This is a genomic window from Demequina sp. NBRC 110055, assembly GCF_002090135.1.
In the GTDB taxonomy this organism is placed as follows: domain Bacteria; phylum Actinomycetota; class Actinomycetes; order Actinomycetales; family Demequinaceae; genus Demequina.
The window spans coordinates 129,167-150,620 of record NZ_BBRL01000010.1 but is presented as its reverse complement, the minus strand read 5'-3'; the positions used below and the strand labels follow the sequence as shown (position 1 = coordinate 150,620).

The following is a 21,454-nucleotide window of genomic DNA, read 5'->3' as shown; positions in this document are numbered from 1 at the left end:
GCGGCACCCGTTCACCGCGGTGTACCCACCCCGGTGCCGGGTGAGTGCACGCCCGCCCGCGTGGCGCAGATGTCCTATCGGCGCCACACGGGCGGGCGTCGAGTCCTCGTTAGCGGTGCACCGTGACTGAGGGCGCGGGGTGAGAGTCCACGGCCGATGCCGACGCGCTGTGACCCTGACCGCTCACCTCGAACGTCACGCGGCGCCCGTCAACCGTGACCACGTCGACGGAGGCGTGAATGGCCTCGTCGGTGGGGTACACGTCGAGCGTGAGCCCGTCGAGGTAGTCGTAGTCCGGTCGGTCCGAGCGCGAGCCCCGGGGGATGATGGCGCCGGGGCGGACGTACAGCGGCAGCGAGTCGAAGCCGTGGCTTTCGCGCACCCAGCGACCGCCCTCGACGCGTTCACCCGTCAGCAGCGACGTCCACGTGCCCGTGGGCAGGTAGAAATCGACCACGCCGTCCGCGCTCATGACGGGCGCGACCAACAGGTCGGAGCCCAGCATGTACTGGCGATCCAGGTACGTGACCGCCGGGTCGTCGGGGAACTCGAAGAACATGGGGCGGGCGACGGAGACGCCCGTCGCGGCCGCATCGGCCCCCGCCGTCAGCAGGTACGGCATGAGCGTGTTCTTGAGGTGGGCGAACTGGCGTGTGATCGCGACGGCCTCGTCGTCGAAGGCCCACGGCACGCGGTACGAGTCCGAGCCGTGCAGGCGCGAGTGCGACGACAGCAGGCCGAACGCGACCCAGCGCTTGAAGACGCCCGGATCGGGCGTGCCCTCGAAGCCGCCGATGTCGTGGCTCCAGTACCCGAACCCGCTCGCCGCGAGCGACAGGCCGCCGCGCAGCGTCTCCGCCATCGACGGGTAGGTCGACGTGTTGTCGCCGCCCCAGTGGACGGGGAACTGCTGGCCGCCGGCGGTGGCCGAGCGGGCGAACAGCACCGCCTCGCCCTCGCCGCGCTCCTGCTTCAGGACCTCGAACACCGCGTCGTTGTATAGCTGCGTATAGAGGTTGTGCATGACCTGCGGGTCGGAGCCGTCGAAGTAGACGACGTCGGTGGGGATGCGCTCACCGAAGTCGGTCTTCAGTGCATCCACGCCCTGCTGAAGCAGGCCGCGCAGACGCTCCTGGAACCACTCGCGCGCGGCGGGGTTGGTGAAGTCGACGAGCGCCATGCCCGCGACCCACAGGTCCCACTGCCACACGGAACCGTCGCGGTTCTTCACGAAGTAGTCGTTCGCGAGGCCCTCCTCGAACAGGTCGGAGGCCTGCGCGATGTAGGGGTTGATCCACGCACAGACCTTGAGGTCCTTGTCGTGGAGGCGCTGCAGCATGCCGGCAGGGTCGGGGAACGTGCGCTCGTCCCAGGTCAGATTGGTCCACTCGAACTCGCGCATCCAGAAGCAGTCGAAGTGGAACACGGATAGCGGAATGTCGCGTTCGCGCATGCCGTCGACGAACGAGTTCACCGTGGCCTCGTCGTAGTCCGTGGTGAACGAGGTGGACAGCCACAGGCCGTACGACCACGCCGGCACGGAGGCGGGGCGGCCCAGCAGCGCCGTGTAGCGATCGATGACCTCGCGCGGCGTGGGGCCTGCGAACACCAGGTACTCGAGGGACTGGCCCGGCACCGAGAACTGCACGCGCTCCACCGTCTCGGAGCCGACCTCGAACGAGACGTGCTCGGGGTGGTTCACCAGCACGCCGTAGCCGCGATTGGTGAGGTAGAACGGGATGTTCTTGTACGCCTGCTCGGAGCTGGTGCCGCCGTCGGCGTTCCAGATGTCGACACTCTGGCCGTTCTTCACGAGGGGGCCGAAGCGCTCGCCCAGGCCGTAGACGACCTCGCCGACGCCGAGGTCGAGCTGTTCGTGCGTGTAGGCGCGTGCGGGCGCCCGCCCATCGGGCGCGACGCCGGTCTCGCCTGCGGGTTCGGCGGTGACAGCGGCATCGGCCCCCAGCATCATGTGGCCGGGGCCCTTCTCGCCGGAGCCGGTGAGGCGCGTGTCGCCGTCAAAGAACTCGAGGCTCCACGGGGCGCCGGCCGTGACGACGGCGCGAAGGCGACCGGCGGTGACCGTGCCCGCCTCCTCGGCGATGTCGACCTGCCCCGTGAAGTCGGCATCGGCCGCCAAGGCGAACCCAGGGGAGCGGCGAGCGCCTCGGTGGTGGTCGATGCGCACCCGGATGACGCCCTCGGCGACGGGCGCGACCGTGACCTCGAGCGCGGCCAGGTTGAGGACGTTGCCGCGCGCCTGGATCTCCCGCGTGGGCGCCAGGACGTGGAGGGCGCCGTCGCGCTCGGTCAGGCGGTAGGCCTCGCGGGCGTACAGGGCCTCGACGCCGGGGCGACGCTGCCAGAATCCGTCGGTGAACTTCACTTCACTGCTCCTGCCGTGATGCCTCGGGTCAGCGTGCGCTGGAAGATGAGGAAGAAGATGATCGTGGGAATGATGGAGATGAGCGTGCCCGCCACGAGCGTCGTCGTGTCCGTCTGACGCTCGCCGTTCAGCTGCTCGAGGATGAGCGGCACGGTGAGGGAGTCGGGGGAGTTAAGGAACGCCAGCGGCAGCAAGAACTCGTTCCAGGTCCAGATGAAGAAGAACACCATCAGGACGCTCAGGGTGGGCTTGATGACGGGCACGATGACCGAGCGCAGCGAGCGCCAGCGCGTGGCGCCGTCCATCGCCGCCGCCTCGAGGATCTCCTTCGGGAAGGTGCCCAGCAGGCTCGACAACAAATACGTGCCGAAGGCCGCCTGGATCACCGTGAAGGTGATGATGACGGACCACGGGTTCGACAGCAGGCCCAGGTCGTCGTAGAGCTGGAACAGCGGGTCGAACAGCATCTCCTGCGGTACCAGGTTGGCCATCAGGAACAGCAGCACGATCCAGGTGCGGCCCTTCACACGGCCGATGCCGATCGCGAACGAGTTCAGCACCGACAGGATCACTGCGAAGACCGCGACGAGGGTGGAGATGAAGATCGAGTTCCACAGCGCGCGCGGGAAGTTCTGCTGCTCCCAGAAGGTCTGGATGCCGGTGAAGTCGAGGGCCTCGGGGAAGTCCAGCGGCGACGAGTTGGCGTAGTCCGTCGGGGACTTAAACGCGTTCATCAGCAGCAGCAGGACGGGGAAGATGATCACGAGTGCGCCGAGCACGGCGAGCACCATGAGGATCCATTCGGCCGCCGTGCGCGGGCGAGCCTTGTTGCGGCTGGTGGGGTCGTCCTTCGCCTTGCGGCGCTTCGGGGCGGCCGATGCCTGGGTCACGTCGGTCATGTCAGGCGTCCTTTCGTTCGGCGCGGTTTTGCACGCGGATGAAGATGACGGCGACGATGAACACGACGACGGTCACGGCCGTGGCGATCGTGGCGGCGTAGCCTTTGTCCTGGCCATTGATGAACTCTTTGTAGGCGTAGAACGAGGGCACATAAGTGGACTTGTTGGGGCCACCCTGGGTGAGGATGAAGACGGGCGCAAACACCTTGAGGGCCGCGATGGTGGTGGTGAGTGACACCACGAAGACCTCGGGCCTGATCATCGGCAGCGTGATCGCGCGGAAGCGCTCGAACCAGTTCGCGCCATCGAGCTCGCTGGCCTCGTACAGCTCGGGGTCGACGCGTTGGAGGGCGGCCATGAAGATGACGATGGGGTAGCCGATCTGGATCCAGATCATCAGCACCATCACGGAGGCCATGGCGGTGCCGTACGAGCCGCCCAGCCAGTTGATGGTGACCTCGTCGCCCGTGATGGCGGTGAGGAACTGGTTCACGACGCCGTCGGAGTTGGGCTTGAGGAGCCACCCGAAGAGCACGCCGGCGACGGCGATGGGGAGGATCTGCGGGATGTAGTAGGTCGCGCGCAGGAAGCTCGACAGCTTGCCGCCAAAGCGGCGGCCGACGACGTCGAACAGGAGCGCGGCGATGACGAGGCCCAGCAGCGTGGGGACGATCACCATGGCGACGATGACCAGGAAGATGTTCTGGAATGACTGCAGGAACTCGTGGTCCTGGAACAGGGCTGTCCAGTTCTCCAGGCCCGCGAACTGCTCCTCGGCGCGGCCGCCGCGCCAGTGGAAGAAGCTCAATCGCACGTTGCGCACGATCGGGTAGAAGATGATCGCGGCCATCAGCAGCAGGCCGGGGATGAAGTAGAGCCAGTAGCCCCACTTGTGGCCGCCGCGCTGGGGGATGCGCGCGGCATCGGCCGGACTCACGGTCCGTCGCCGGGTGGGTGTCGTCGTCATGGTGTTCTTCCTCTCGGGTGCGGCCCAGGTGTGAACCCGGGCCGCACCGGTGAGATCAGTCCGTTATCGCAGGTCCGCGACGTAGGACTCGTAGTACTCCTCGAGCTGCGCCTGAGCCTCGGCTGCGTTGTAGTCGCCGTTGACCAGGCCCTGCAGCACCGCGTTGAGGTCGCCGTAGAAGTCGGGCGTGGGCCAGTCGGGGTAGAACGCGAGGCCGTCGCGCTCGTTGACCTCGTTGAACAGGCCGATGAGCTGCTGCGCGTCCTCGTCGGTGATGTCCTCGGTGTTGGCCGCGACGGGTAGGCCGCCGGACTCGCCCAGCAGCGCCTGCACCTCGGGACGCATGGTCACGTCGATGAAGATGCGGGCGAGTTCGGGCTGCTGCGACTCGACGGGAACGACCCACATGTTGCCGCCCGATCCGGGGGTCAGCGTGGTGTCGGGCCAGTTGGTGGTGCCCAGCTCGAAGCCGGTGATGTCGCTCAGGAAGCGGCCATACCACCACGAGCCCGAGTAGAACATCGGGGTCTCGCCGTTGATGAACTGCAGGCCCGCGTCCTCGGCGGTCATACCGGTGATGGCCGTGTCGAGATAGCCCGACTCGACCCAGTCGGCGATCGTCTCGGTGGCGTACGAGATCTGCTCGCCGGTCCAGTCGACGGGCTCCGTGTAGAGCTGGTAGGCATCGACGAAGTCGCGGTCAGCCTTGCTCAGGGCGAGCTGGTACCAGAGTTGGCCGAGCGGGTATTCCTGGGCCGACTCGGCGAACGGGGTCACGCCCTGCTCGGCGAACGCCGCCGCGGCGGCCTCGACGTCGGCGAGCGTGGTGGGCTCGGCGAGGCCGGCCTCCTCGAACATGTCCTTGTTGTAGTAGAGGAAAACGAACTCGCCGTAGTTGGGAACGCCGTAGTACGAGCCGGAGCCCATGACGCCGTCCTCGTTGTACTGGGCGGTGGTAGCGACCGAGTCCGAGAGCTTCTCGGACCAGCCGTACTCCTCGTACGCGTCGTCGAGGTTCTGGATGACGCCGATGGCCGCGAGCTGGCCGGCCGTCGCGTTGCCCTTGTTGTACTCGGACACGTCAGGGGCGTCGCCCGAGTCGAAGAGCTGCTCGGCCGAGGTGCGCAGGTCCTCGAACGCGGTCGTCTCGAGGTTGACGGTCGCGCCGGTCTCCTCCTCGAAGATCTCGATCGCCTTATCCCAGGCAATGCCCATCGCGGAGTCCTCGCCCTCGTAGTGCAGGACGTTGAGGGTCTCGCCCGACCAGTCGCCGTCGGCGGGAGCGGCGGACTCGTCGCCGCCGTCGGATGAGCACGCGGTCAGTGCGATCAGGGCGCCGGCTGCGCCGAGCGCTCCGGCGTAGCGGATGCGGGTGTTCATGCGGGTTCTACCTCCTTGTAGGGGCCGGTGAGGGCCGAGGGGTGGGCCTTGTTCCGCGACTTTCGAAGCGCTTCGACGACGGTGCTGCCGACGGGCGTTCGAATCGTGCGACGTCAGGTCCCGGTGGTGACAGCGGCGCCGGTGGGGGACACCGAGCCGCGGGTGATGTAGGTCGGGGGGATCAGGGTCGTCTCGGGCGCCGTGAGATTGTCGTCCACGATGCGCGCGAGGATGTCGACCGCCACCGAGCATGAGGCCCGGGCGTCGAGGGGGATGGTGTCGAACGGCACCGCGAAGCGCTCGGTCGAGAAGGTGACGCCTGCGGCGATGACCGCGACGTCCTGTGGCACCGAGCGTCCATGCTCGGCCAGCGCCGCGGTGACCGACGAGGCCACGTCGACGGACGTGTTGAGAACCAGGCCGTCGAGGTCTGGTTGGGCGGCGAGCAGCTGCGCGACCGCCTCGTGAGCACGATGCTCGACGGGGTACGCCACGGGTGCCTCGAGACCGAGTTCTGCCGCGTGCGCGGCGAAGCCGTCGCGAAAGCGCAGGGGGAAGTTCGACTCGCGCTGCATCGTCTCGAGGGGGTGCGAGACCAGGCCGATCCGCTGGCGTCCGGCGGACACCAAGGTATCGATGGCGAGACGAGCGGCCGCCTCGAAGTCGAGGTCGACGCACACCAGCCCCGTCGTGTCGGCGGGGATGCCGATGAAGACGGTGGGGTAGGTCATGCTCCGCGCAAGGTCGGCGCGCGGGTCGTGGGCGTCGACGTCGAGGACCACGATCCCGTCGGCGAGCGAGCTGGCGGCCGAGCGACGCATGCCCTCCGAGACGTCGTCATCGACCAGCAGCAACGTGTCGTAGCCGTGGGTGCGGGCGGCCTTGGTGACCTCCATGGCGAACACCATGTGCGCCGAGTGGTCCGTGTCGGTGTGCAGCGGCGCGGTGACCGCGAAGATCTGTGAGCGGTTCGCAGCCAGCATCCGGGCGGAGGCGTGAGGGAGATATCCCAGGCGCGATGCGGCGTCGAGGACGCGGTCGCGGGTCGAGGGCTTGATGGAGCGCTTGCCGGACAGGGCATAGGACACGGTCGAGATGCTGACGCCCGCCTCGCGGGCGACATCCTGAATCGTGGCCATCGGGACTCCGTTGTCGTCGTGCAGTGCTCCGGCTTTGTCGAAGCGCTTCGAACCTTGGTGCGTCACCGACGATATGTTGCGCGCCGCAACTTAGCAAGTCCGGATTCGGCGTCTTTACCGAGTTGTGACCTCACCGACCCCGCCCCGGCGTGACGCAGATGGGGACATCTGCGGCGTGTCTGCGCGCGAGGTGCCGCAATTGGGGCCATCTGCGGCAGGGCGGGAGGGGCAGCTAGGACGAGGCGCGGGTCAGCCACCGCTCGTACGCCTCGAGGTGCTCGAGGTCCTTAGGGCGCGCGAGCCGTCGCTTGTATGCCACGACAGCGTCCACCGACCCCACCCGAACGCCGTCGACCCAGGTCGAGGAGGCGACGACGGCATCGGCCGGCTGACCGTGCCACCCCGAGAACACCTGGATGCCGCCTGGAAGGTCGACCATCGCGTCACCCAGCGCGCCCGAGACCACCGAGCCGCGCGCCGCCAACTGCGCCCAGGCCTCGCCGCGCGCGACGACGTCGACATCGCCCACGGAGGACAGGGCGCCACACGCCAGCAGGGGAGCGGAGCCCATCACGACGAGGTCGTCGAGAGGCACGCCCAGGCCGACGACGGCGGCGCGCACGTCCGCCCAGGCGAGCGCCACGGGTTTAGCGGCCCGGCTTGGGGTTGGTCTCGACGGTCTTGTGGGGGTCGCGCTCGACGATGTCGCCCAACGCGTCGTCAATCTTGGCCATCAGCTCTGCAGGAATCTCCACCCCCGAGGCCTTGGCGTTGTCCGTGACCTGCTCGGGCCGCGAGGCGCCGATGATGGCCGCGGACACGTTGGAGTTCTGCAGCACCCACGCGATCGCGAGCTGCGCCATGGTGAGACCCAGTTCGTCGGCGATGGGCTGGAGGTTTTGCACTCGCGTGAGGACGTCGTCGTTCATGAAGCGGGCGATCATGTTCGCGCCGCCCTTCTCGTCGGTGGCGCGCGAGCCGGCCGGCGGCTCCTGGCCGGGCTTGTACTTGCCCGTGAGGACGCCCTGCGCGACGGGGGACCAGACGATCTGGCCCAGGCCGGCCTCGACAGAGGCGGGCACCACCTCGTCCTCGATGACGCGCCACAGCATCGAGTACTGCGGCTGGGAGGAGATGAACTGGATGTTGAGGTCCTTCGCCAGCGCGGCACCGGCCCGGATCTGGTCGGCGGTCCACTCGGAGACGCCGATGTAGTGCGCCTTGCCCGCGCGCACCACGTCCGCGAACGCGATCATCGTCTCTTCCAGCGGAGTGTCGTGATCGAAGCGGTGCGCCTGGTAGACGTCCACATAGTCGGTCTTGAGGCGCGTCAGTGAGCCGTTGATGGACTCGAGGATGTGCTTGCGCGACAGCCCCATGTCGTTGGCGCCCTTGGGGCCGGTGGGCCAGTAGACCTTGGTGAAGATCTCGAGGCTCTCGCGGTGCTCGCCGGCAAGGATGTCGCCCAGCACCGTCTCGGCGGCGGTGTTCGCGTAGACATCCGCGGTGTCGAACGAGGTGATGCCCACGTCGAGCGCGGCCTTGACGCAGGCGGCGGCCTGCTCGTTTTCGACCTGCGAACCGTGGGTGAGCCAGTTGCCGTAGACCAGCTCGGTGATCTTCATGCCGGAGTTGCCCAGGTATCGATAGTTGACCATGTCGCCACCCTAACGCGACGGAGCCGGCCCTCCCGGGTGGGAGGGCCGGCTCCGTGGAACGACACAGACGGCCGATGCCGGTGCTGGCTAGACGGGGAACTCCCCGCGCTTGACCTTCGGCCGGGGCACGCGGAAGCGCCGCATGTTCAGGGCGCGCGAGATGACGTAGAACGTCCAACCGCGGGGCAGGCGGGAGACACCGAACTTCTCGATGAAGCGCTTCTTCATGCGGCGGATGAGCACGAAGACCTCGACGGCGGCGGCGAGCACCAGCACGTAGAACACCAGCACGAGCAGGCCGCCGATGGCGCCGAACTGGCCCATGAACAGCGACAGCACCACGAAGACGATGGCGGTGGGCAGGAGGAACTCGCCCATGGACCAGCGGGCGTCCACGTAGTCGCGCAGCCACCGGCGCTCGGGACCGCGGTGCTCGTAGGGCATGTTGCGCTCGTCGCCCTCGCGCATGGCCTGGTATTCGCGCTCGCGCTGGAGGCGCGCCTTCTCGCGGTCCGCCTTCTTCGCGGCCTTGGGGTCGTCGAACAGCGTGCGGCGGTTCGCGGCCTCCTGGTCCTTGCGCTTGGGGGTGGGGCGCCCCTTCTTGTCCGAGGTGGAAGTGGGGAGCGTCGAGTCCTCGTCGGGGACCTCGACGGTCGAGTCGTTGCTGGGGGTGTTGTCAGTCATGGATTCCTTGGGGCCGTCTGCTGCGATCGGCTCAATTGCGGGGTGCGGTGATGCCGGGCAGGGCCAGCATCTGGTCGAGGGCCACCTTGGCCTCGGCCTGGGTCTGGGGGTCGACGACGATGCGGTTGGGCACCTCGCCGGCCACGAGAGTTTCGAGCGCCCACACCAGGTGGGGCAGGTCGATGCGGTTCATGGTCGAGCAGAAGCACACCGTGTCCTCAAGGAAGTGGATTTCCTTGTCGGGGTGCTGGTTGGCGAGGCGGCGCACCAGGTTGAGCTCGGTGCCGATGACCCACTTCGAGCCCGGTTCGGCCTCGTCGAGGGCCTTGATGATGTACTCGGTGGAGCCCACGTAGTCGGCCGCGCGCACCACGTCGTTGGTGCACTCGGGGTGCACGATGACATTGATGCCGGGCACCTTGGCGCGAGCATTGTCGACGTTTTCCTTGCGGAAGCGGCCGTGCACGGAGCAGTGTCCGCGCCACAGGATGATGCGGGCCGCCTCCAGCTGCTCACGGGTGTTGCCGCCCAGGGGCTTGCGCGGGTCGTACACGACGGCGTCGTCCAGCGACATGCCGAGCTTCTCGACGGCGGTGTTGCGACCCAGGTGCTGGTCGGGGAGGAACAACACCTTGCCATCGCCCTCGACGCCGCCGACCTGGTCGTAGGCCCAGCGCAGAGCCACCTCGGCGTTGGAGGACGTGCACACCACGCCGGAGTTGCGGCCGCAGAACGCCTTGATGGCTGCCGTCGAATTCATGTACGTGACGGGCACGGTGCGCTCGGCGATGCCGATCTCCGCGAGCTGCTCCCACGCGTCCTCGACCTGGTTGATGTTGGCCATGTCCGCCATCGAGCACCCGGCGGCCATGTCCGGCAACACCACCTGCTGGTCGTCCGATGTGAGGATGTCGGCCGACTCCGCCATGAAGTGCACGCCGCAGAAGACGATGTATTCCGCCTCGGGGCGAGCCGCCGCCTCGCGCGCGAGTTTGAAGGAGTCGCCCGTGACGTCGGCGAATTGGATGACCTCGTCACGTTGGTAGTGGTGGCCCAGGATGAACACGCGCTCGCCCAACGCCTCCTTGGCCGCGCGGGCGCGCTCCACGAGATCGGGGTCCGATGCGGCGGGCAGGTCTCCGGGACAGTCCACCCCGCGCTCGGACAGCGGGTCGCGACGATTTCCCAGGAGAAGCAGCGCCGGTGACGAGGTGGGCTCGGTGAACGTCGTGCTCATGCGCACATTGTCGCACGCTCGTCACGGCACACTAGAGGCCATGCGCATCCTCGTGCTGACCGAAGACTGGCCCGGCGTGCCGGCCACCCAGGTGGCGGGCATCGCCGCCGCCGCGTGGGCCGCGACCGCGCCGGAGGCGGACGTGACATGCCTGGCACTCGGCGATGGGGGACCACGGACGGCCGATGCCTGGGCGGGCTCTCGCACGTCCCTGGCCGGGGTCGAGCTGGTCGCCACGCGCGGCGCTGTCATCGCTACGCCCGCGGAGGGTGCCACGCGGTGGAACCCGGCGGCCCTCGGCACGGCGCTGAGGGATCTCGCCGCTCAGGGTCACCCCGGACCGGTGCTGATCCCGCTGGCCGACACCGACCCGGCCGGCGATGCCACACAACTGTGGGGCGGCGACGTCGATGGCATGCGCGCCGCGCTGCGCGACCTCGATCTCCAGGCCCTGATCGCCGCAGACCGGCCGCTCGTGGGCTTCCACGGCATGTCCAACGCGGTGCGCGACGGCCGCGAGGGCGACCAGGCCCTCGCCGTGGCCGCGCAGCAACAGGAGGAGCGGTGGAGCGCCATTGCCCGCGCGACAGATCCGGGGGCGCGCAGGTCCCTCGTGGGCCCCGCACGTCTTTCCGACGCCCCCGGGACGGGCGCCGCCGGGGGACTGGCGTATTGCCTGGCAGCCGTGGGGGCGCACCTGACGCCCGCGTCGGCCCGTCTGGCGGACCTTGCCCAGGCGGGACAGACGGAGGCCGATGTCGTGGTCGCCGTCACCGGCGCCCTCACCCCGCGCAGGCTCGACCACGGCCTGGTGCCCGCCGCGGCGGCCCTCGCCGGGCAGCGAGCCGTGCCGTGCGTGGTGGTCGCACCGGAGGTGCATGTGGGTCGACGCGACCTCATGGCAGCCGGCGTGGTGGGTAGCCACGAGGGGGAGCCGGGCGAGGCGGCGCTGGCCGACCAACTCGCCCGGGTCGCCCAAACCTGGACTCCGTCGCTGTAGCCGGCGCCGGCATCGGCCACGGATAGTGGCGCTTTCAACGAATCGGCGTACATTAGTAGGCACGAACGAGAGAGAGGAGGCGGCGTATGACTGACACCGCTGTTGAGGTTCCGACCCACGGAGTGGTCATTTCCGAGGCCGCTGCTGGCAAGGTGAAGAGCCTGCTCGAGCAGGAGGGTCGCGACGACCTCCGTCTGCGCCTCGCGGTGCAGCCCGGTGGTTGCTCCGGCCTCATCTACCAGCTGTACTTCGACGAGCGCATGCTCGATGGCGACGCGGTGAAGTCCTTTGACGGTGTCGAGGTGGTGGTGGACAAGATGTCCGTGCCGTACCTCGACGGTGCGTCGATCGACTTCGCGGACACGATCGAGAAGCAGGGCTTCACGATCGACAACCCGAACGCGTCCAGCTCGTGCGCTTGCGGAGACTCCTTCAGCTGAGTCGACAACCACGACTGCGCGAACGGGCGGTGCGGGCCTCCTGGCCCCGCCGCCCGTTCTGCTGTCTCAGGACGTCATCGACTGGCGCACCTGCTCGATGACGCGCGGCAGGATCGCAAGGAAGCGGTCCACGTCCTCCTCGGTCACCCCGGGGTGGAGGCCGATGCGCAGGTTGCCGTGCGTGAGGGCACCCATGGCCGCCAGCACGTGGCTGGGCTCGAAGGTGGCCTTGCCGCACGCCGAACCCGACCCCACCGCAATGCCCTCGCGATCCAGTTTGGTCACGAGTGGCTCGCCGTCCAAGTAGAGGAACGCGGCGGTCAGCAGATGAGGCGCCCGCTCGACGGCGTCGCCCACCAGGTGCACGCCCTCGACTCCCGCAAGCCCCGCCCGCATGCGGTCGATCAGGGCGTGCTGGCGTCGCGACTCGCGCTCAAGATCCTCGAGGCGCTCTTGGAGCGCGACCGCGGCGGCGAGCGCCAACGGGACGGAGACTCCGCCCGGTGCCCAGGGATCGGATCCCTCGGGCCAGTGGGGGAGCCATCGCGTCTGAGGGCGCAGGGCGACGACGCCCAGCCCCGCGGGCGCACCCCAATCGGCGGGGTCGGCGATGAGGGCATCCCAGTGCTCGGGGGCTTCGAGGTGGCCGATGGACGCCGTCGCATCGACGACGAGCGGCACACCGGCGGCATGGGTGATGTCGGCGATGGCGTCGAGACGCTGCACCGTGCCGATCTCGTGATTGACGTGGTGGATGGCCATGAGGGCGGTCGCCGGATGGGTCGCGACCTCGCGAAGTCCGTCGACGTCGACGTGGCCGTCGGCGTCCACGTCAATGCGGTCCACGGCGCCCGGTGCGAGGAAGTCGGCCGTATCGAGGACGAGGTCCCGTTCGATGACCGACACGCCGATGCGGTCGCGGCCTCGCCGCGCCGTGAACACGCCGGTGAGGACCCGCTCGATGGCGACGGGAACGGACGACGTGAAGTGCACGTTGTCCCGGTGGACACCCAAGGCCTCGCCGATGGCCTCGCGGGCGCCGTCGATAAGTGCCCTGGAACGGCGCGACTCGGCGGTAAGGCGAGCCGGATCGGCCCAACCGTCGGCAAGTCCGGCGCGTAACGCATCGGCCGTTCTGGGGGTCACGGGAGCCCGGCCCCCGGCGTCAAAGAAGAGGCGGCGCGCTGGCATGCCCTCACGGTATCGCGCGCTAGACTGCCCGTGTGTCCCACGAACTACGTTCCCGCATGCCCAGAAAAGCCGTCATGGGTGCCGGCGCGGCGGCCGCAGTTCTCCTGCTCTCGGGCTGTTCCCAGGGCATTGAGAATGGTGCGCTGCCGTCGACTCCGGAGATCACCAATCAGACCGGTCGAGTCATCCAGCTGTGGAACGGCTCCTGGATCGCCGCGCTCGTCGTCGGCGTCATCACCTGGGGTCTGATCCTGTGGTGCGTCGCCGTGTACCGCAAGCGCAAGGGCGACAACAAGCTGCCTGTGCAGACGCGCGTGCACCTGCCGCTCGAGCTGATGTACACGATCGTCCCGATTATCGCGGTCGGTGTGCTGTTCAAGTACACCGCCGAGGACATCGCGTTCCTGACCGACACCTCGGCCGAGCCCGATGTCGAGATCCAGGTGGTCGGCAAGCAGTGGAGCTGGGACTTCAACTACCTCACTGACGAGGTCTTCGACCCGGGCGTCCAGGCTCAGCTCACCGGTGAGGAGGGCGTCGAGGAGACCCTCCCGACCCTGTACCTCCCGGTCAACGAGACTGTCCTGTTCCAGCTGAACTCACGCGACGTGATCCACTCCTTCTGGATCCCCGCGTTCCTCTACAAGGAGGACACGGTTCCCGGCCGCGACAACTACTGGCAGGTCACGCCCACGCAGACGGGCACCTACCAGGGCAAGTGCGCCGAGCTGTGCGGCGAGTACCACGCATCCATGCTGTTCAACGTCAAGGTCGTGGAGCGCGACGAGTACGACGCTCACATGCAGGAGCTGCGCGACAAGGGTTACGAGGGCGCCCTGGGGCTGGAGTACAGCCGCGACCAGGTCGTCGAGTTCGCCATGGACCACGGGGAGACTGAGTAATGGCCACCGCCGCGTACGAAAACGACGGCAGCCTCGAGCAGGCGCCCGCGCTGACCAAGGCGCCGGCACGATCGGGCTCGATCGTTGTGAAGTGGATCACCTCCACCGACCACAAAACCATCGGGTACATGTACCTGATCACGTCGTTCATCTTCTTCATCATCGGCGGCGTGCTGGCCCTGCTGATCCGTGCCGAGTTGTTCGCGCCCGGCATGCAGGTGGTGCAGTCGGCCGAGCAGTACAACCAGCTGTTCACCATGCACGGCACGATCATGCTGCTGCTGTTCGCGACGCCGCTGTTCGCGGGCTTTGCCAACGTCATCACGCCGCTGCAAATCGGCGCGCCCGACGTCGCCTTCCCGCGCCTGAACATGTTCGCCTACTGGCTGTACCTGTTCGGCGGCCTCATCGCCGTGGCCGGCTTCTTCACGCCGCAGGGTGCGGCCTCGTTCGGCTGGTTCGCCTACGCGCCGCTGTCGAACGCGGTGTACTCGCCCGGCGTGGGCGGCAACCTGTGGGTCTTCGGCCTCGCGCTCGGTGGCTTCGGCACCATCCTCGGTGCGGTCAACTTCATCACCACCATCGTCACGATGCGTGCGCCGGGTATGACGATGTTCCGCATGCCGATCTTCACGTGGAACACCCTCGTGACGTCGATGCTGGTTCTGCTGGCCTTCCCGCCGCTGGCCTCGGCCTTGTTCGCGCTCGGCTCCGACCGCGTGCTGCACTCGCAGGTGTTCAACCCCGAAAACGGCGGCGCCATCCTCTGGCAGCACCTGTTCTGGTTCTTCGGCCACCCCGAGGTGTACATCATCGCGCTGCCGTTCTTCGGCATCGTGTCCGAGATCTTCCCGGTGTTTAGCCGCAAGCCGCTGTTCGGCTACCACGGCCTCGTGTACGCCACCATCGCTATCGCCGCCTTGTCGGTGACGGTGTGGGCGCACCACATGTACGTCACCGGCGCGGTGCTGCTGCCGTTCTTCTCGTTCATGACGATGCTGATCGCAGTGCCGACGGGTGTGAAGTTCTTCAACTGGATCGGCACGATGTGGCGAGGCAAACTCTCGTTCGAGACGCCGATGCTGTGGTCGGTCGGCTTCCTCATCACCTTCCTCTTCGGTGGCCTCACCGGTGTCATCCTGTCGGCGCCCCCGCTCGACTTCCCGGTGTCCGACTCGTACTTCGTCGTGGCGCACTTCCACTACGTGGTGTTCGGCACCGTGGTGTTCGCGATGTTCGCGGGCTTCTACTTCTGGTGGCCCAAGTTCACCGGCAAGATGCTCAACGAGCGCTGGGGCAAGATCCACTTCTGGATGCTGTTCGTCGGCTTCCACACCACGTTCCTCATCCAGCACTGGCTGGGTGCCTCCGGTATGGCACGTCGCTACGTCGACTACATGCCCGAGGACGGCTTTACGCTGATGAACCAGATCTCGACCGTCGGCTCGGTCATCCTCGCGCTGTCGACGCTGCCGTTCTTCTGGAACGTCTACATCACGTCGAAGAACGCACCGAAGGTCACGGTCGACGACCCGTGGGGCTACGGCAACTCGCTCGAGTGGGCGACCAGCTGCCCGCCGCCGCGCCACAACTTCGTTTCCATCCCGCGCATCCGTTCGGAGCGCCCCGCATTCGACCTGCACCACCCCGAGGCGGCCGCTCGCGACCATGCCTCGGCCCACGCGCAGCTCGTGGACGCCGCACCCGTGTCGAAGGAGGGCTAAACCATGCGACTCGAAGCCAACATCTTCACGATCCCGTCGCTGTTCTTCCTCGTGGCGGGCACGGCCTACGGCATCTTCACCCGATGGTCGGAGTGGGTCGGCATCACGGCCATCCTGCTGACCTTCGGCATGTTCATCATGGTCGGCGTCTACTTCAAGATGCTCGAGAAGCGCCACGGCATGCGTGCCGAGGACGACGAGAACGGCGAGATCTCGCAGCTGTCCGGTGAGCAGGGCGTCTACGCGCCGTGGTCGTGGTGGCCGCTCCCGCTCGCGCTCGGCGCCGCACTGTCCTTCGTCGCGCTTGCTGTGGGCTGGTGGATCTTGGTCCCGGCCTCGGTGATCGGTGTCGTGGGCCTGTGCGGATGGGTGATGGAGTTCTCGACGGGACGCCACGCGCACTAGCGCGGCTCATCTCTCGACTCCATTCGGCCCCGTCGTCCGCTCTGAGGATGGCGGGGCCGAACTGCGTCCCCTCAACGCGTGCTCACGGGGCTTGTCGAGACGCTCGATGAGCGATCCTCACGCAACGTCCCGGGCGCGGCGCTGTCGGGCTGATGCTCTTAGCGCGACGCGCCCTGCTGGTCCCTCGTGGCGAAGCCGGCGACGCCGACGAGGCGCGCGATGACGATCGCCAAGAACAGCGTGCCGACCACGCCCTCGAACGACCACAGGGCACGCGGCCACGGCGTGACCGGGACGACGTCGCCGAAGCCCAACGTGGCGAGGGAGACGTAGCTGCCGTAGAAGAGCGTCTGCCAGGTGACCGGGCCTGCGCCGGCGGCGTTGTCGACGAAGCTTCCGGGGTTGGCCATCTCGATCAGGCTCGCGACGACGGCAAACACGCCACCCATCAGGAGGTAGGCGCTGACGGCGACCAAGAGCAGGTCGACGGTGTGGGCGTCGCGTGGTGGATGGATGAGGCGGCCGACCAGTGTGACAAGCAGCGCCAACTGCAAGAGGCCGACCCCTAACAGCATCGCGATGGTGGCGACCTCGCTGTCTTGCTGGAACGCGAACCACGAGCCGCCGACCAGCAGCACGAGCGCCGCCGCGCCGATGGGCCAGTTGCGGCGCGGGTCGGGGCGCACGGTGCGCACGCCGAACGCGATGACACCGCCGTATGCGAGCAGGTACACCACGGTCCACACGGTGCCGTATTGGGTGACGGGATAGCCGAACTGCAAGATCACCAGCGAACTGAGCAACATCCACAGGGACGGCCGCTGGTCCGCCGCGAGGGCGCTGTGGTCGGCGGACGGCGTGCCGGTGGCGTCGACGGACATGGCCCCAACCTACCGCGCCGCCCCGCGTGAACGGCGGGCCCCGAGCGCCCGCCGGGACACACGAAGGGCGGGTCCTCCCGGAGGAGAACCCGCCCGTCGACGTGCGGTGCGACGTTACTGGACGATGAGGCCCTGGGTCGCGGTCGCGGTGATGAAGCGCTGCTGGACGTTGGCCCAGTCCACGACGTTCCACCAGGCCTTGACGTAGTCGGCCTTGACGTTCTTGTACTGCAGGTAGAAGGCGTGCTCCCACATGTCGAGCATGAGCAGCGGGATGAGACCCACGGGGACGTTGCCCTGCTGGTCGTACAGCTGCACGATGATGAGCTTCTGACCGATGGTGTCCCAGGCGAGGATCGACCAACCGGAACCCATGATCGTCATGGCGTTGTTGGTGAAGTGCGCCTGGAAGCCGTCGAACGAGCCGAAGTGCTCGTCGATGGCCGCCGCGAGCTCACCGGTGGGCTTGTCGCCACCCTCGGGGGAGAGGTTGGTCCAGAAGATCGAGTGGTTGGTGTGACCACCCAGGTTGAAGGCGAGGGCCTTCTCAAGGCCGGCGATGGCGCCGAAGTCACCCGATTCGCGGGCGGCGGCCATCTTCTCCAAGGCGGTGTTCGCGCCTGCGACGTAGGCGGCGTGGTGCTTGCTGTGGTGCAGCTCCATGATCTCGCCTGCGATGTGCGGGTCGAGTGCGCCGTAGTCGTAGGTCAGATCCGGCAGCGTGTAGTCAGCCATGCTTCCTCCTGATCGGGGCGCGGCCTACAGCCGCGCTGGTTTTCCGGGGTACGGGTCGAGCCTATCGCCGTGAGGCGCTCTTGTGGCAACGGTGCCCACCGTGTCCAACACCCGAGGTGACACAGCCATTCCAGGCAAGACGGCACCGGCTGTCATGGCGGCGTGGGGCGTGTCTGTGCCGGGCATGACGAAGGGCGGCACCCGTCGCGGATGCCGCCCTTCGTTGAGGAGGGGGTCTTACTTGGCCTGGTCCTCGACCTTGTTCCACTCGTCGGTCAGACGCTGGTCGGCGTCCTTCGCGTCGGCGGCCTGGAGGTCCGCCTCGGCGTTGCCGTGACCGTGGTGGTGCTGGGCCTCGTCGAACTCCGCCTTGGTGACGGGGGAGACGCGGTCCTCGTAGTAGAAGCGCGACAGCGACTGCTTGAAGCGGTCCCAGCGGTAGCCCTTGCGGCGCACGCCGTGCTCGTTGTACTCGGGATCGATCTCGAGCGGGGCGATGTCCTCGTGCTGAACACGCAGCCACAGTTCCTGCTCGCTGAGCGGGCTGTGGACCTCGATGTACTCGCCGTTCTCGTGACGGACGATGGTGCCCGTCTCGTGGCCGTGGAGCACCAGTTCGCGGTCCTTGCGCTGCAGACCCATGCAGATGCGCCGGGTGACCCAGAACATGATGGGGGGCAGGATGAAGATCGCCCACTGGAAGAAGATGGTGAGGTCGTTTAGCGACAGGTGGAAGAGGTTCGCCACGATGTCGTTGGAGCCTTCGAGCACCAGGATCACGTAGAACGTGATGGTGGCGACGCCGATGCCCGTACGGACCGGAACGTTGCGCGGGCGGTCGAGCACGTGCTTCTCGCCGCGGTCGCCGGTCGCCCACTTCTCGATCCAGGGGTACAGCGCGATGAAGCCGAAGAACAGGCCCGGCAGGATCAGCGCTGGGGTGAGGATGTTCATCGACAGCGTGTAGCCGAAGATCTCCCACTCCATGGGGATACCGAAGACCCAACCCGGCATGAGGCGCAGGGCGCCGTCGACGAACAGGATGTACCAGTCGGGCTGGGTACCTGCGGACACCGGCGACGGGTCGTAGGGACCGTAGTTCCACACCGGGTTGATGGTGAACACGGCCGCGACCAGCGCGATGACGCCGAAGACGACGAAGAAGAAACCGCCGGCCTTCGCGGTGTACACCGGGAACAGGGGCAGGCCCACCACGTTGCGGTCGGTCTTGCCGCCACCCGGGTACTGCGTGTGCTTGTGCAGGAACACCAGGAACAGGTGCACGGCGATGAGCGCGAGGATCAGGCCAGGCACCAGCAGGATGTGCGCCGTGAACAGGCGGGGGATCAGTGCTGTACCGGGGAACTCCCCACCAAACAGCCAGTACGAGGTGTACGAGCCGATGAGCGGGATGGACTTCACCACGCCGTCGATGATGCGCAGACCGTTGCCGGACAACACGTCATCGGGAAGCGAGTAGCCGGTGAAGCCGGCCGCAAGACCCAGGACCATGAGCGTGAAGCCCACGAGCCAGTTGAGCTCACGAGGCTTGCGGAAGGCGCCCGTGAAGAATACGCGGCACATGTGCGTCATGATCGCCGCGAGGAACAGCAGCGCCGACCAGTGGTGGATCTGACGAATGAGCAGACCACCCGGCACCTCGAACGAGGTGTGCAGCGTCGACTCGAAGGCCTTCGTCATCTCGACGCCGTGCATGGTCTCGAACGCGCCCTCGTACTCGACCGTCTCCATGGACGGCACGAAGAACGCGGTGAGGAACACACCCGAGAGCAGCAGGACGATGAACGCGTACAGCGCGATTTCGCCCAGCATGAAGGACCAGTGGTCCGGGAACAGCTTGCGGGCGAAGAACTTGACGAACCCGCCGATCGACGTGCGGTCGTCGACGAAGTTCGCGGTGCCAGCAGCGGCGGTGTTGACCTTGGCGCCCATCAGTGGCTCTCCTCCTCGACGGTGGCCGTGCCGGCGTCACCCTTCAGTCGCTCCCAGTACGACGGGCCCACGGGCTCGTCGAAGTCGTTCTGGGCGACGATGTAGCCGTCGTCGTCCACGGCGATGGGGAGCTGGGGCAGCGGGCGCTTCGCGGGACCGAAGACGACCTTGGCGCCGTCGGACACGTCGAAGGTGGACTGGTGGCACGGGCACAGCAGGTGATGCGTCTGCTGCTCGTACAGCGCCACGGGGCATCCCACGTGGGTGCAGATCTTCGAGTACGCGACGATGCCGTCGAACGACCAGTCCTCGCGGCCCTCACGGATCTTCAGGTCCTTGGGGTCGAGGCGCACCAGGAGGACCACGGCCTTGGCCTTCTGGTCCATCTTGTGGTGGTGGTCGAGGTCATTCAGCCCATCGGGGATGACGTGAAAGACCGAGCCGATGGTGACGTCCGCCGCCTTGATGGGCGTGCCGTCGGGGTCGCGCGTGAGGCGCACGCCGGGAGCCCACATGGTGTGACGGAACTTGCCGACGTTCCAGTCGGCGCCCATGTTGCCGATCTGGGGCACGAGCACCGCGAGGGGAGCGATCGCCATGGCGGTGATCAGCGAGCCCTTGAGGACGCTGCGGCGCTTGACGCCGGTACCCGACTCGTCCGGCGTGGCAAGACCGGAGTCGGCCGCGCCGTCCTTGAGATTCTGGATCGCACCCTCGCGCGCCTCGTCCGAGCTGCGCAGCTCGTGGCGCTCCTCGACCATCTCGTGGTCGCGCATGAGGGTCTTGGCCCAGTGGATCGCACCAAAACCGATGCCCAGCATCGCCAGCGCGATGCCGAGGCCGATCCACATGTTGGTCGACTGGATGTCCGCGACGTCGCCCGGCTCCATGTCGTTCTTGGTGAAGTAGGCCCACAGGGCGATCACGGTGCCGATGATGGACACGGTGAACAGCGCGGCCACCTGGCGCTCGGCGCGCTTGTCGGCCTTGGGCTCGACGTCCGCGCGACGGGGGCGGTGATCCGCGAGACCCGGGTCGGTGAAGCCGTTCTTCACCTGGGGCTCTTCGTGGTGTTCGGGGGTACTCATGAGGAACGTGCTCCAACCCAGACGGTAGCGCCGATGATCAGGCCAAGGAGGACCAGCCAGGCCCACAGACCCTCGGACACGGGGCCGATGGCGCCGAGCGAGAGACCGCCGGGCGAGCCCGCGTCCTGCGCCTCGAGGTAAGCGATGACGTTGCGCTTGTTCTCGGGGGTGATGTTGGCGTCGTTGAAGACCGGCATCGACTGCGGACCGGTCAGCATGGCCTCGTAGATGTGGGTGGGGGTCGTCTCGAGCAGTGACGGGGCGAACTTGCCCTGCGTCAGCGCGCCGCCGCCACCGATCGAACCGTGGCACATGGCGCAGTTGGTACGGAAGACCTCCATACCGGCAGCCGCGTCGCCGAGCGAGCCGTCAACCTGCTCCGCGGTGGGGATGGCCGGGCCGGCGCCCAATGACGCGACCCAGGCCGCGAGCTGGTTGATCTCGTCCTGGTCGAACTGGGCGGGCTTGGCCATCGCCTGCGGGCCCGAGGCCTGCATCGGCATGCGGCCGGTACCGACCTGGAAGTCGACGGCGGCGGCGCCGACGCCGACGAGGGACGGCGCGACGCCGTCCTGTCCCTGGGCATCGAGGCCGTGGCATGAGGCGCAGTTCGCGGCGAAGAGCGCCTCGCCTGCGGCAACGTCATCGGCAGAGGCGGCATCGGCCGCGGTGGCGGAGGGAGCGGCCATGGCCGCGATCCCGGTGATCAGGGCGAGCAGGACGAGCACCAGCAGCATCGGAGCTGCCTTGTGGTGGCGCCTGCGGGCGAGTGCATGCATCGGGAT

General features: G+C 67.6%; 20 protein-coding genes. 5 read left to right on the top strand and 15 right to left on the bottom strand.

The annotated features are described in order from the left end of the window. Window positions 1–109: 109 nt before the first annotated feature. The 9 genes from yicI to nadA all read right to left on the bottom strand — a co-directional run bounded on the left by yicI (window position 110) and on the right by nadA (window position 10,350). Window positions 110–2,386, bottom strand: coding sequence for an alpha-xylosidase (gene yicI, locus B7K24_RS11935; RefSeq protein ID WP_084130558.1), 2,277 nt, complete (start codon window positions 2,384–2,386; stop codon window positions 110–112). Further along, window positions 2,383–3,285, bottom strand: coding sequence for a carbohydrate ABC transporter permease (locus B7K24_RS11930; protein ID WP_084130557.1), 903 nt, complete (start codon window positions 3,283–3,285; stop codon window positions 2,383–2,385). The genes yicI and B7K24_RS11930 overlap by 4 nt, the downstream gene beginning before the upstream one ends. Before the next feature lies 1 nt (window position 3,286). Next, on the bottom strand, window positions 3,287–4,252 hold the full coding sequence (locus B7K24_RS11925; RefSeq protein WP_084130556.1) for a carbohydrate ABC transporter permease: 966 nt from the start codon (window positions 4,250–4,252) through the stop codon (window positions 3,287–3,289). A gap of 63 nt (window positions 4,253–4,315) precedes the next feature. Continuing rightward, window positions 4,316–5,632: an extracellular solute-binding protein gene (locus tag B7K24_RS11920; RefSeq protein WP_084130555.1), complete on the bottom strand. Its 1,317-nt coding sequence runs from the start codon at window positions 5,630–5,632 to the stop codon at window positions 4,316–4,318. A 113-nt stretch (window positions 5,633–5,745) separates the two neighbouring features. Beyond that, window positions 5,746–6,771: a LacI family DNA-binding transcriptional regulator gene (locus B7K24_RS11915; protein ID WP_084130554.1), complete on the bottom strand. Its 1,026-nt coding sequence runs from the start codon at window positions 6,769–6,771 to the stop codon at window positions 5,746–5,748. 232 nt (window positions 6,772–7,003) lie between these two features. Beyond that, entirely contained in the window at window positions 7,004–7,414 is a 411-nt protein-coding gene (locus B7K24_RS11910; RefSeq protein WP_084130553.1) for a hypothetical protein, read from the bottom strand. 4 nt (window positions 7,415–7,418) lie between these two features. Beyond that, complete coding sequence (locus B7K24_RS11905) at window positions 7,419–8,429, bottom strand: aldo/keto reductase family protein (protein ID WP_084130552.1); 1,011 nt, start codon at window positions 8,427–8,429, stop codon at window positions 7,419–7,421. An 87-nt stretch (window positions 8,430–8,516) separates the two neighbouring features. Next, entirely contained in the window at window positions 8,517–9,113 is a 597-nt protein-coding gene (locus tag B7K24_RS11900; RefSeq protein WP_084130551.1) for a DUF3043 domain-containing protein, read from the bottom strand. 31 nt (window positions 9,114–9,144) lie between these two features. Further along, entirely contained in the window at window positions 9,145–10,350 is a 1,206-nt protein-coding gene (gene nadA, locus B7K24_RS11895) for a quinolinate synthase NadA (protein ID WP_084130550.1), read from the bottom strand. A gap of 40 nt (window positions 10,351–10,390) precedes the next feature. Between nadA and B7K24_RS11890 the strand changes: the two genes are divergently transcribed. Beyond that, window positions 10,391–11,350 (top strand): glycerate kinase, encoded by a 960-nt coding sequence (locus B7K24_RS11890; protein WP_159449240.1) that lies wholly within the window; start codon window positions 10,391–10,393, stop codon window positions 11,348–11,350. An 86-nt stretch (window positions 11,351–11,436) separates the two neighbouring features. Further along, complete coding sequence (locus B7K24_RS11885) at window positions 11,437–11,790, top strand: iron-sulfur cluster assembly accessory protein (protein WP_084101197.1); 354 nt, start codon at window positions 11,437–11,439, stop codon at window positions 11,788–11,790. Between the two features lie 66 nt (window positions 11,791–11,856). Here the strand turns inward: B7K24_RS11885 and B7K24_RS11880 are convergent, their stop codons facing one another. After that, window positions 11,857–12,981 (bottom strand): cysteine desulfurase family protein, encoded by a 1,125-nt coding sequence (locus tag B7K24_RS11880; RefSeq protein ID WP_084130548.1) that lies wholly within the window; start codon window positions 12,979–12,981, stop codon window positions 11,857–11,859. A gap of 56 nt (window positions 12,982–13,037) precedes the next feature. Here B7K24_RS11880 and coxB point away from each other — a divergent pair, with 56 nt between their 5' ends. The 3 genes from coxB to B7K24_RS11865 are packed head-to-tail and all read left to right on the top strand — an operon-like array spanning window position 13,038 to window position 16,012. Then, window positions 13,038–13,883, top strand: coding sequence for a cytochrome c oxidase subunit II (gene coxB, locus B7K24_RS11875; protein ID WP_084130547.1), 846 nt, complete (start codon window positions 13,038–13,040; stop codon window positions 13,881–13,883). After that, window positions 13,883–15,607, top strand: coding sequence for a cytochrome c oxidase subunit I (gene ctaD, locus B7K24_RS11870; protein ID WP_084130546.1), 1,725 nt, complete (start codon window positions 13,883–13,885; stop codon window positions 15,605–15,607). The genes coxB and ctaD overlap by 1 nt, the downstream gene beginning before the upstream one ends. A 3-nt stretch (window positions 15,608–15,610) precedes the next feature. After that, complete coding sequence (locus tag B7K24_RS11865) at window positions 15,611–16,012, top strand: cytochrome c oxidase subunit 4 (protein WP_084130545.1); 402 nt, start codon at window positions 15,611–15,613, stop codon at window positions 16,010–16,012. A gap of 158 nt (window positions 16,013–16,170) precedes the next feature. Here the strand turns inward: B7K24_RS11865 and B7K24_RS11860 are convergent, their stop codons facing one another. The 5 genes from B7K24_RS11860 to B7K24_RS11840 form a co-directional block, all read right to left on the bottom strand. Further along, window positions 16,171–16,893 (bottom strand): potassium channel family protein, encoded by a 723-nt coding sequence (locus tag B7K24_RS11860; protein ID WP_084130544.1) that lies wholly within the window; start codon window positions 16,891–16,893, stop codon window positions 16,171–16,173. Between the two features lie 114 nt (window positions 16,894–17,007). Next, window positions 17,008–17,628: a superoxide dismutase gene (locus B7K24_RS11855; protein ID WP_084130543.1), complete on the bottom strand. Its 621-nt coding sequence runs from the start codon at window positions 17,626–17,628 to the stop codon at window positions 17,008–17,010. Between the two features lie 237 nt (window positions 17,629–17,865). Beyond that, window positions 17,866–19,581 carry a ubiquinol-cytochrome c reductase cytochrome b subunit gene (locus B7K24_RS11850; RefSeq protein ID WP_084130542.1) on the bottom strand — a complete coding sequence of 572 codons (1,716 nt, stop codon included), beginning with the start codon at window positions 19,579–19,581 and terminating at the stop codon, window positions 17,866–17,868. Continuing rightward, window positions 19,581–20,669, bottom strand: coding sequence for a ubiquinol-cytochrome c reductase iron-sulfur subunit (locus B7K24_RS11845; RefSeq protein ID WP_084130541.1), 1,089 nt, complete (start codon window positions 20,667–20,669; stop codon window positions 19,581–19,583). Before B7K24_RS11845 ends, B7K24_RS11850 begins: the two co-directional genes overlap by 1 nt. Continuing rightward, window positions 20,666–21,448, bottom strand: a complete 783-nt coding sequence (locus B7K24_RS11840; RefSeq protein WP_084130540.1) for a c-type cytochrome — start codon at window positions 21,446–21,448, stop codon at window positions 20,666–20,668. Before B7K24_RS11840 ends, B7K24_RS11845 begins: the two co-directional genes overlap by 4 nt. Window positions 21,449–21,454 lie beyond the last annotated feature (6 nt).

Excerpts from the sequence above, each read along its gene's own strand:
- B7K24_RS11840 (WP_084130540.1), bottom strand. The coding sequence starts at position 21,448 with ATGCATGCACTCGCCCGCAGGCGCCACCACAAGGCAGCTCCGATGCTG.
- B7K24_RS11845 (WP_084130541.1), bottom strand. The coding sequence starts at position 20,669 with ATGAGTACCCCCGAACACCACGAAGAGCCCCAGGTGAAGAACGGCTTC.
- ctaD (WP_084130546.1), top strand. The coding sequence starts at position 13,883 with ATGGCCACCGCCGCGTACGAAAACGACGGCAGCCTCGAGCAGGCGCCC.
- B7K24_RS11880 (WP_084130548.1), bottom strand. The coding sequence starts at position 12,981 with ATGCCAGCGCGCCGCCTCTTCTTTGACGCCGGGGGCCGGGCTCCCGTG.
- B7K24_RS11860 (WP_084130544.1), bottom strand. The coding sequence starts at position 16,893 with ATGTCCGTCGACGCCACCGGCACGCCGTCCGCCGACCACAGCGCCCTC.
- B7K24_RS11905 (WP_084130552.1), bottom strand. The coding sequence starts at position 8,429 with ATGGTCAACTATCGATACCTGGGCAACTCCGGCATGAAGATCACCGAG.
- coxB (WP_084130547.1), top strand. The coding sequence starts at position 13,038 with ATGCCCAGAAAAGCCGTCATGGGTGCCGGCGCGGCGGCCGCAGTTCTC.
- nadA (WP_084130550.1), bottom strand. The coding sequence starts at position 10,350 with ATGAGCACGACGTTCACCGAGCCCACCTCGTCACCGGCGCTGCTTCTC.
- B7K24_RS11865 (WP_084130545.1), top strand. The coding sequence starts at position 15,611 with ATGCGACTCGAAGCCAACATCTTCACGATCCCGTCGCTGTTCTTCCTC.
- B7K24_RS11915 (WP_084130554.1), bottom strand. The coding sequence starts at position 6,771 with ATGGCCACGATTCAGGATGTCGCCCGCGAGGCGGGCGTCAGCATCTCG.
- B7K24_RS11920 (WP_084130555.1), bottom strand. The coding sequence starts at position 5,632 with ATGAACACCCGCATCCGCTACGCCGGAGCGCTCGGCGCAGCCGGCGCC.
- B7K24_RS11925 (WP_084130556.1), bottom strand. The coding sequence starts at position 4,252 with ATGACGACGACACCCACCCGGCGACGGACCGTGAGTCCGGCCGATGCC.
- B7K24_RS11850 (WP_084130542.1), bottom strand. The coding sequence starts at position 19,581 with ATGGGCGCCAAGGTCAACACCGCCGCTGCTGGCACCGCGAACTTCGTC.
- B7K24_RS11890 (WP_159449240.1), top strand. The coding sequence starts at position 10,391 with ATGCGCATCCTCGTGCTGACCGAAGACTGGCCCGGCGTGCCGGCCACC.
- B7K24_RS11885 (WP_084101197.1), top strand. The coding sequence starts at position 11,437 with ATGACTGACACCGCTGTTGAGGTTCCGACCCACGGAGTGGTCATTTCC.
- B7K24_RS11930 (WP_084130557.1), bottom strand. The coding sequence starts at position 3,285 with ATGACCGACGTGACCCAGGCATCGGCCGCCCCGAAGCGCCGCAAGGCG.
- B7K24_RS11900 (WP_084130551.1), bottom strand. The coding sequence starts at position 9,113 with ATGACTGACAACACCCCCAGCAACGACTCGACCGTCGAGGTCCCCGAC.
- B7K24_RS11855 (WP_084130543.1), bottom strand. The coding sequence starts at position 17,628 with ATGGCTGACTACACGCTGCCGGATCTGACCTACGACTACGGCGCACTC.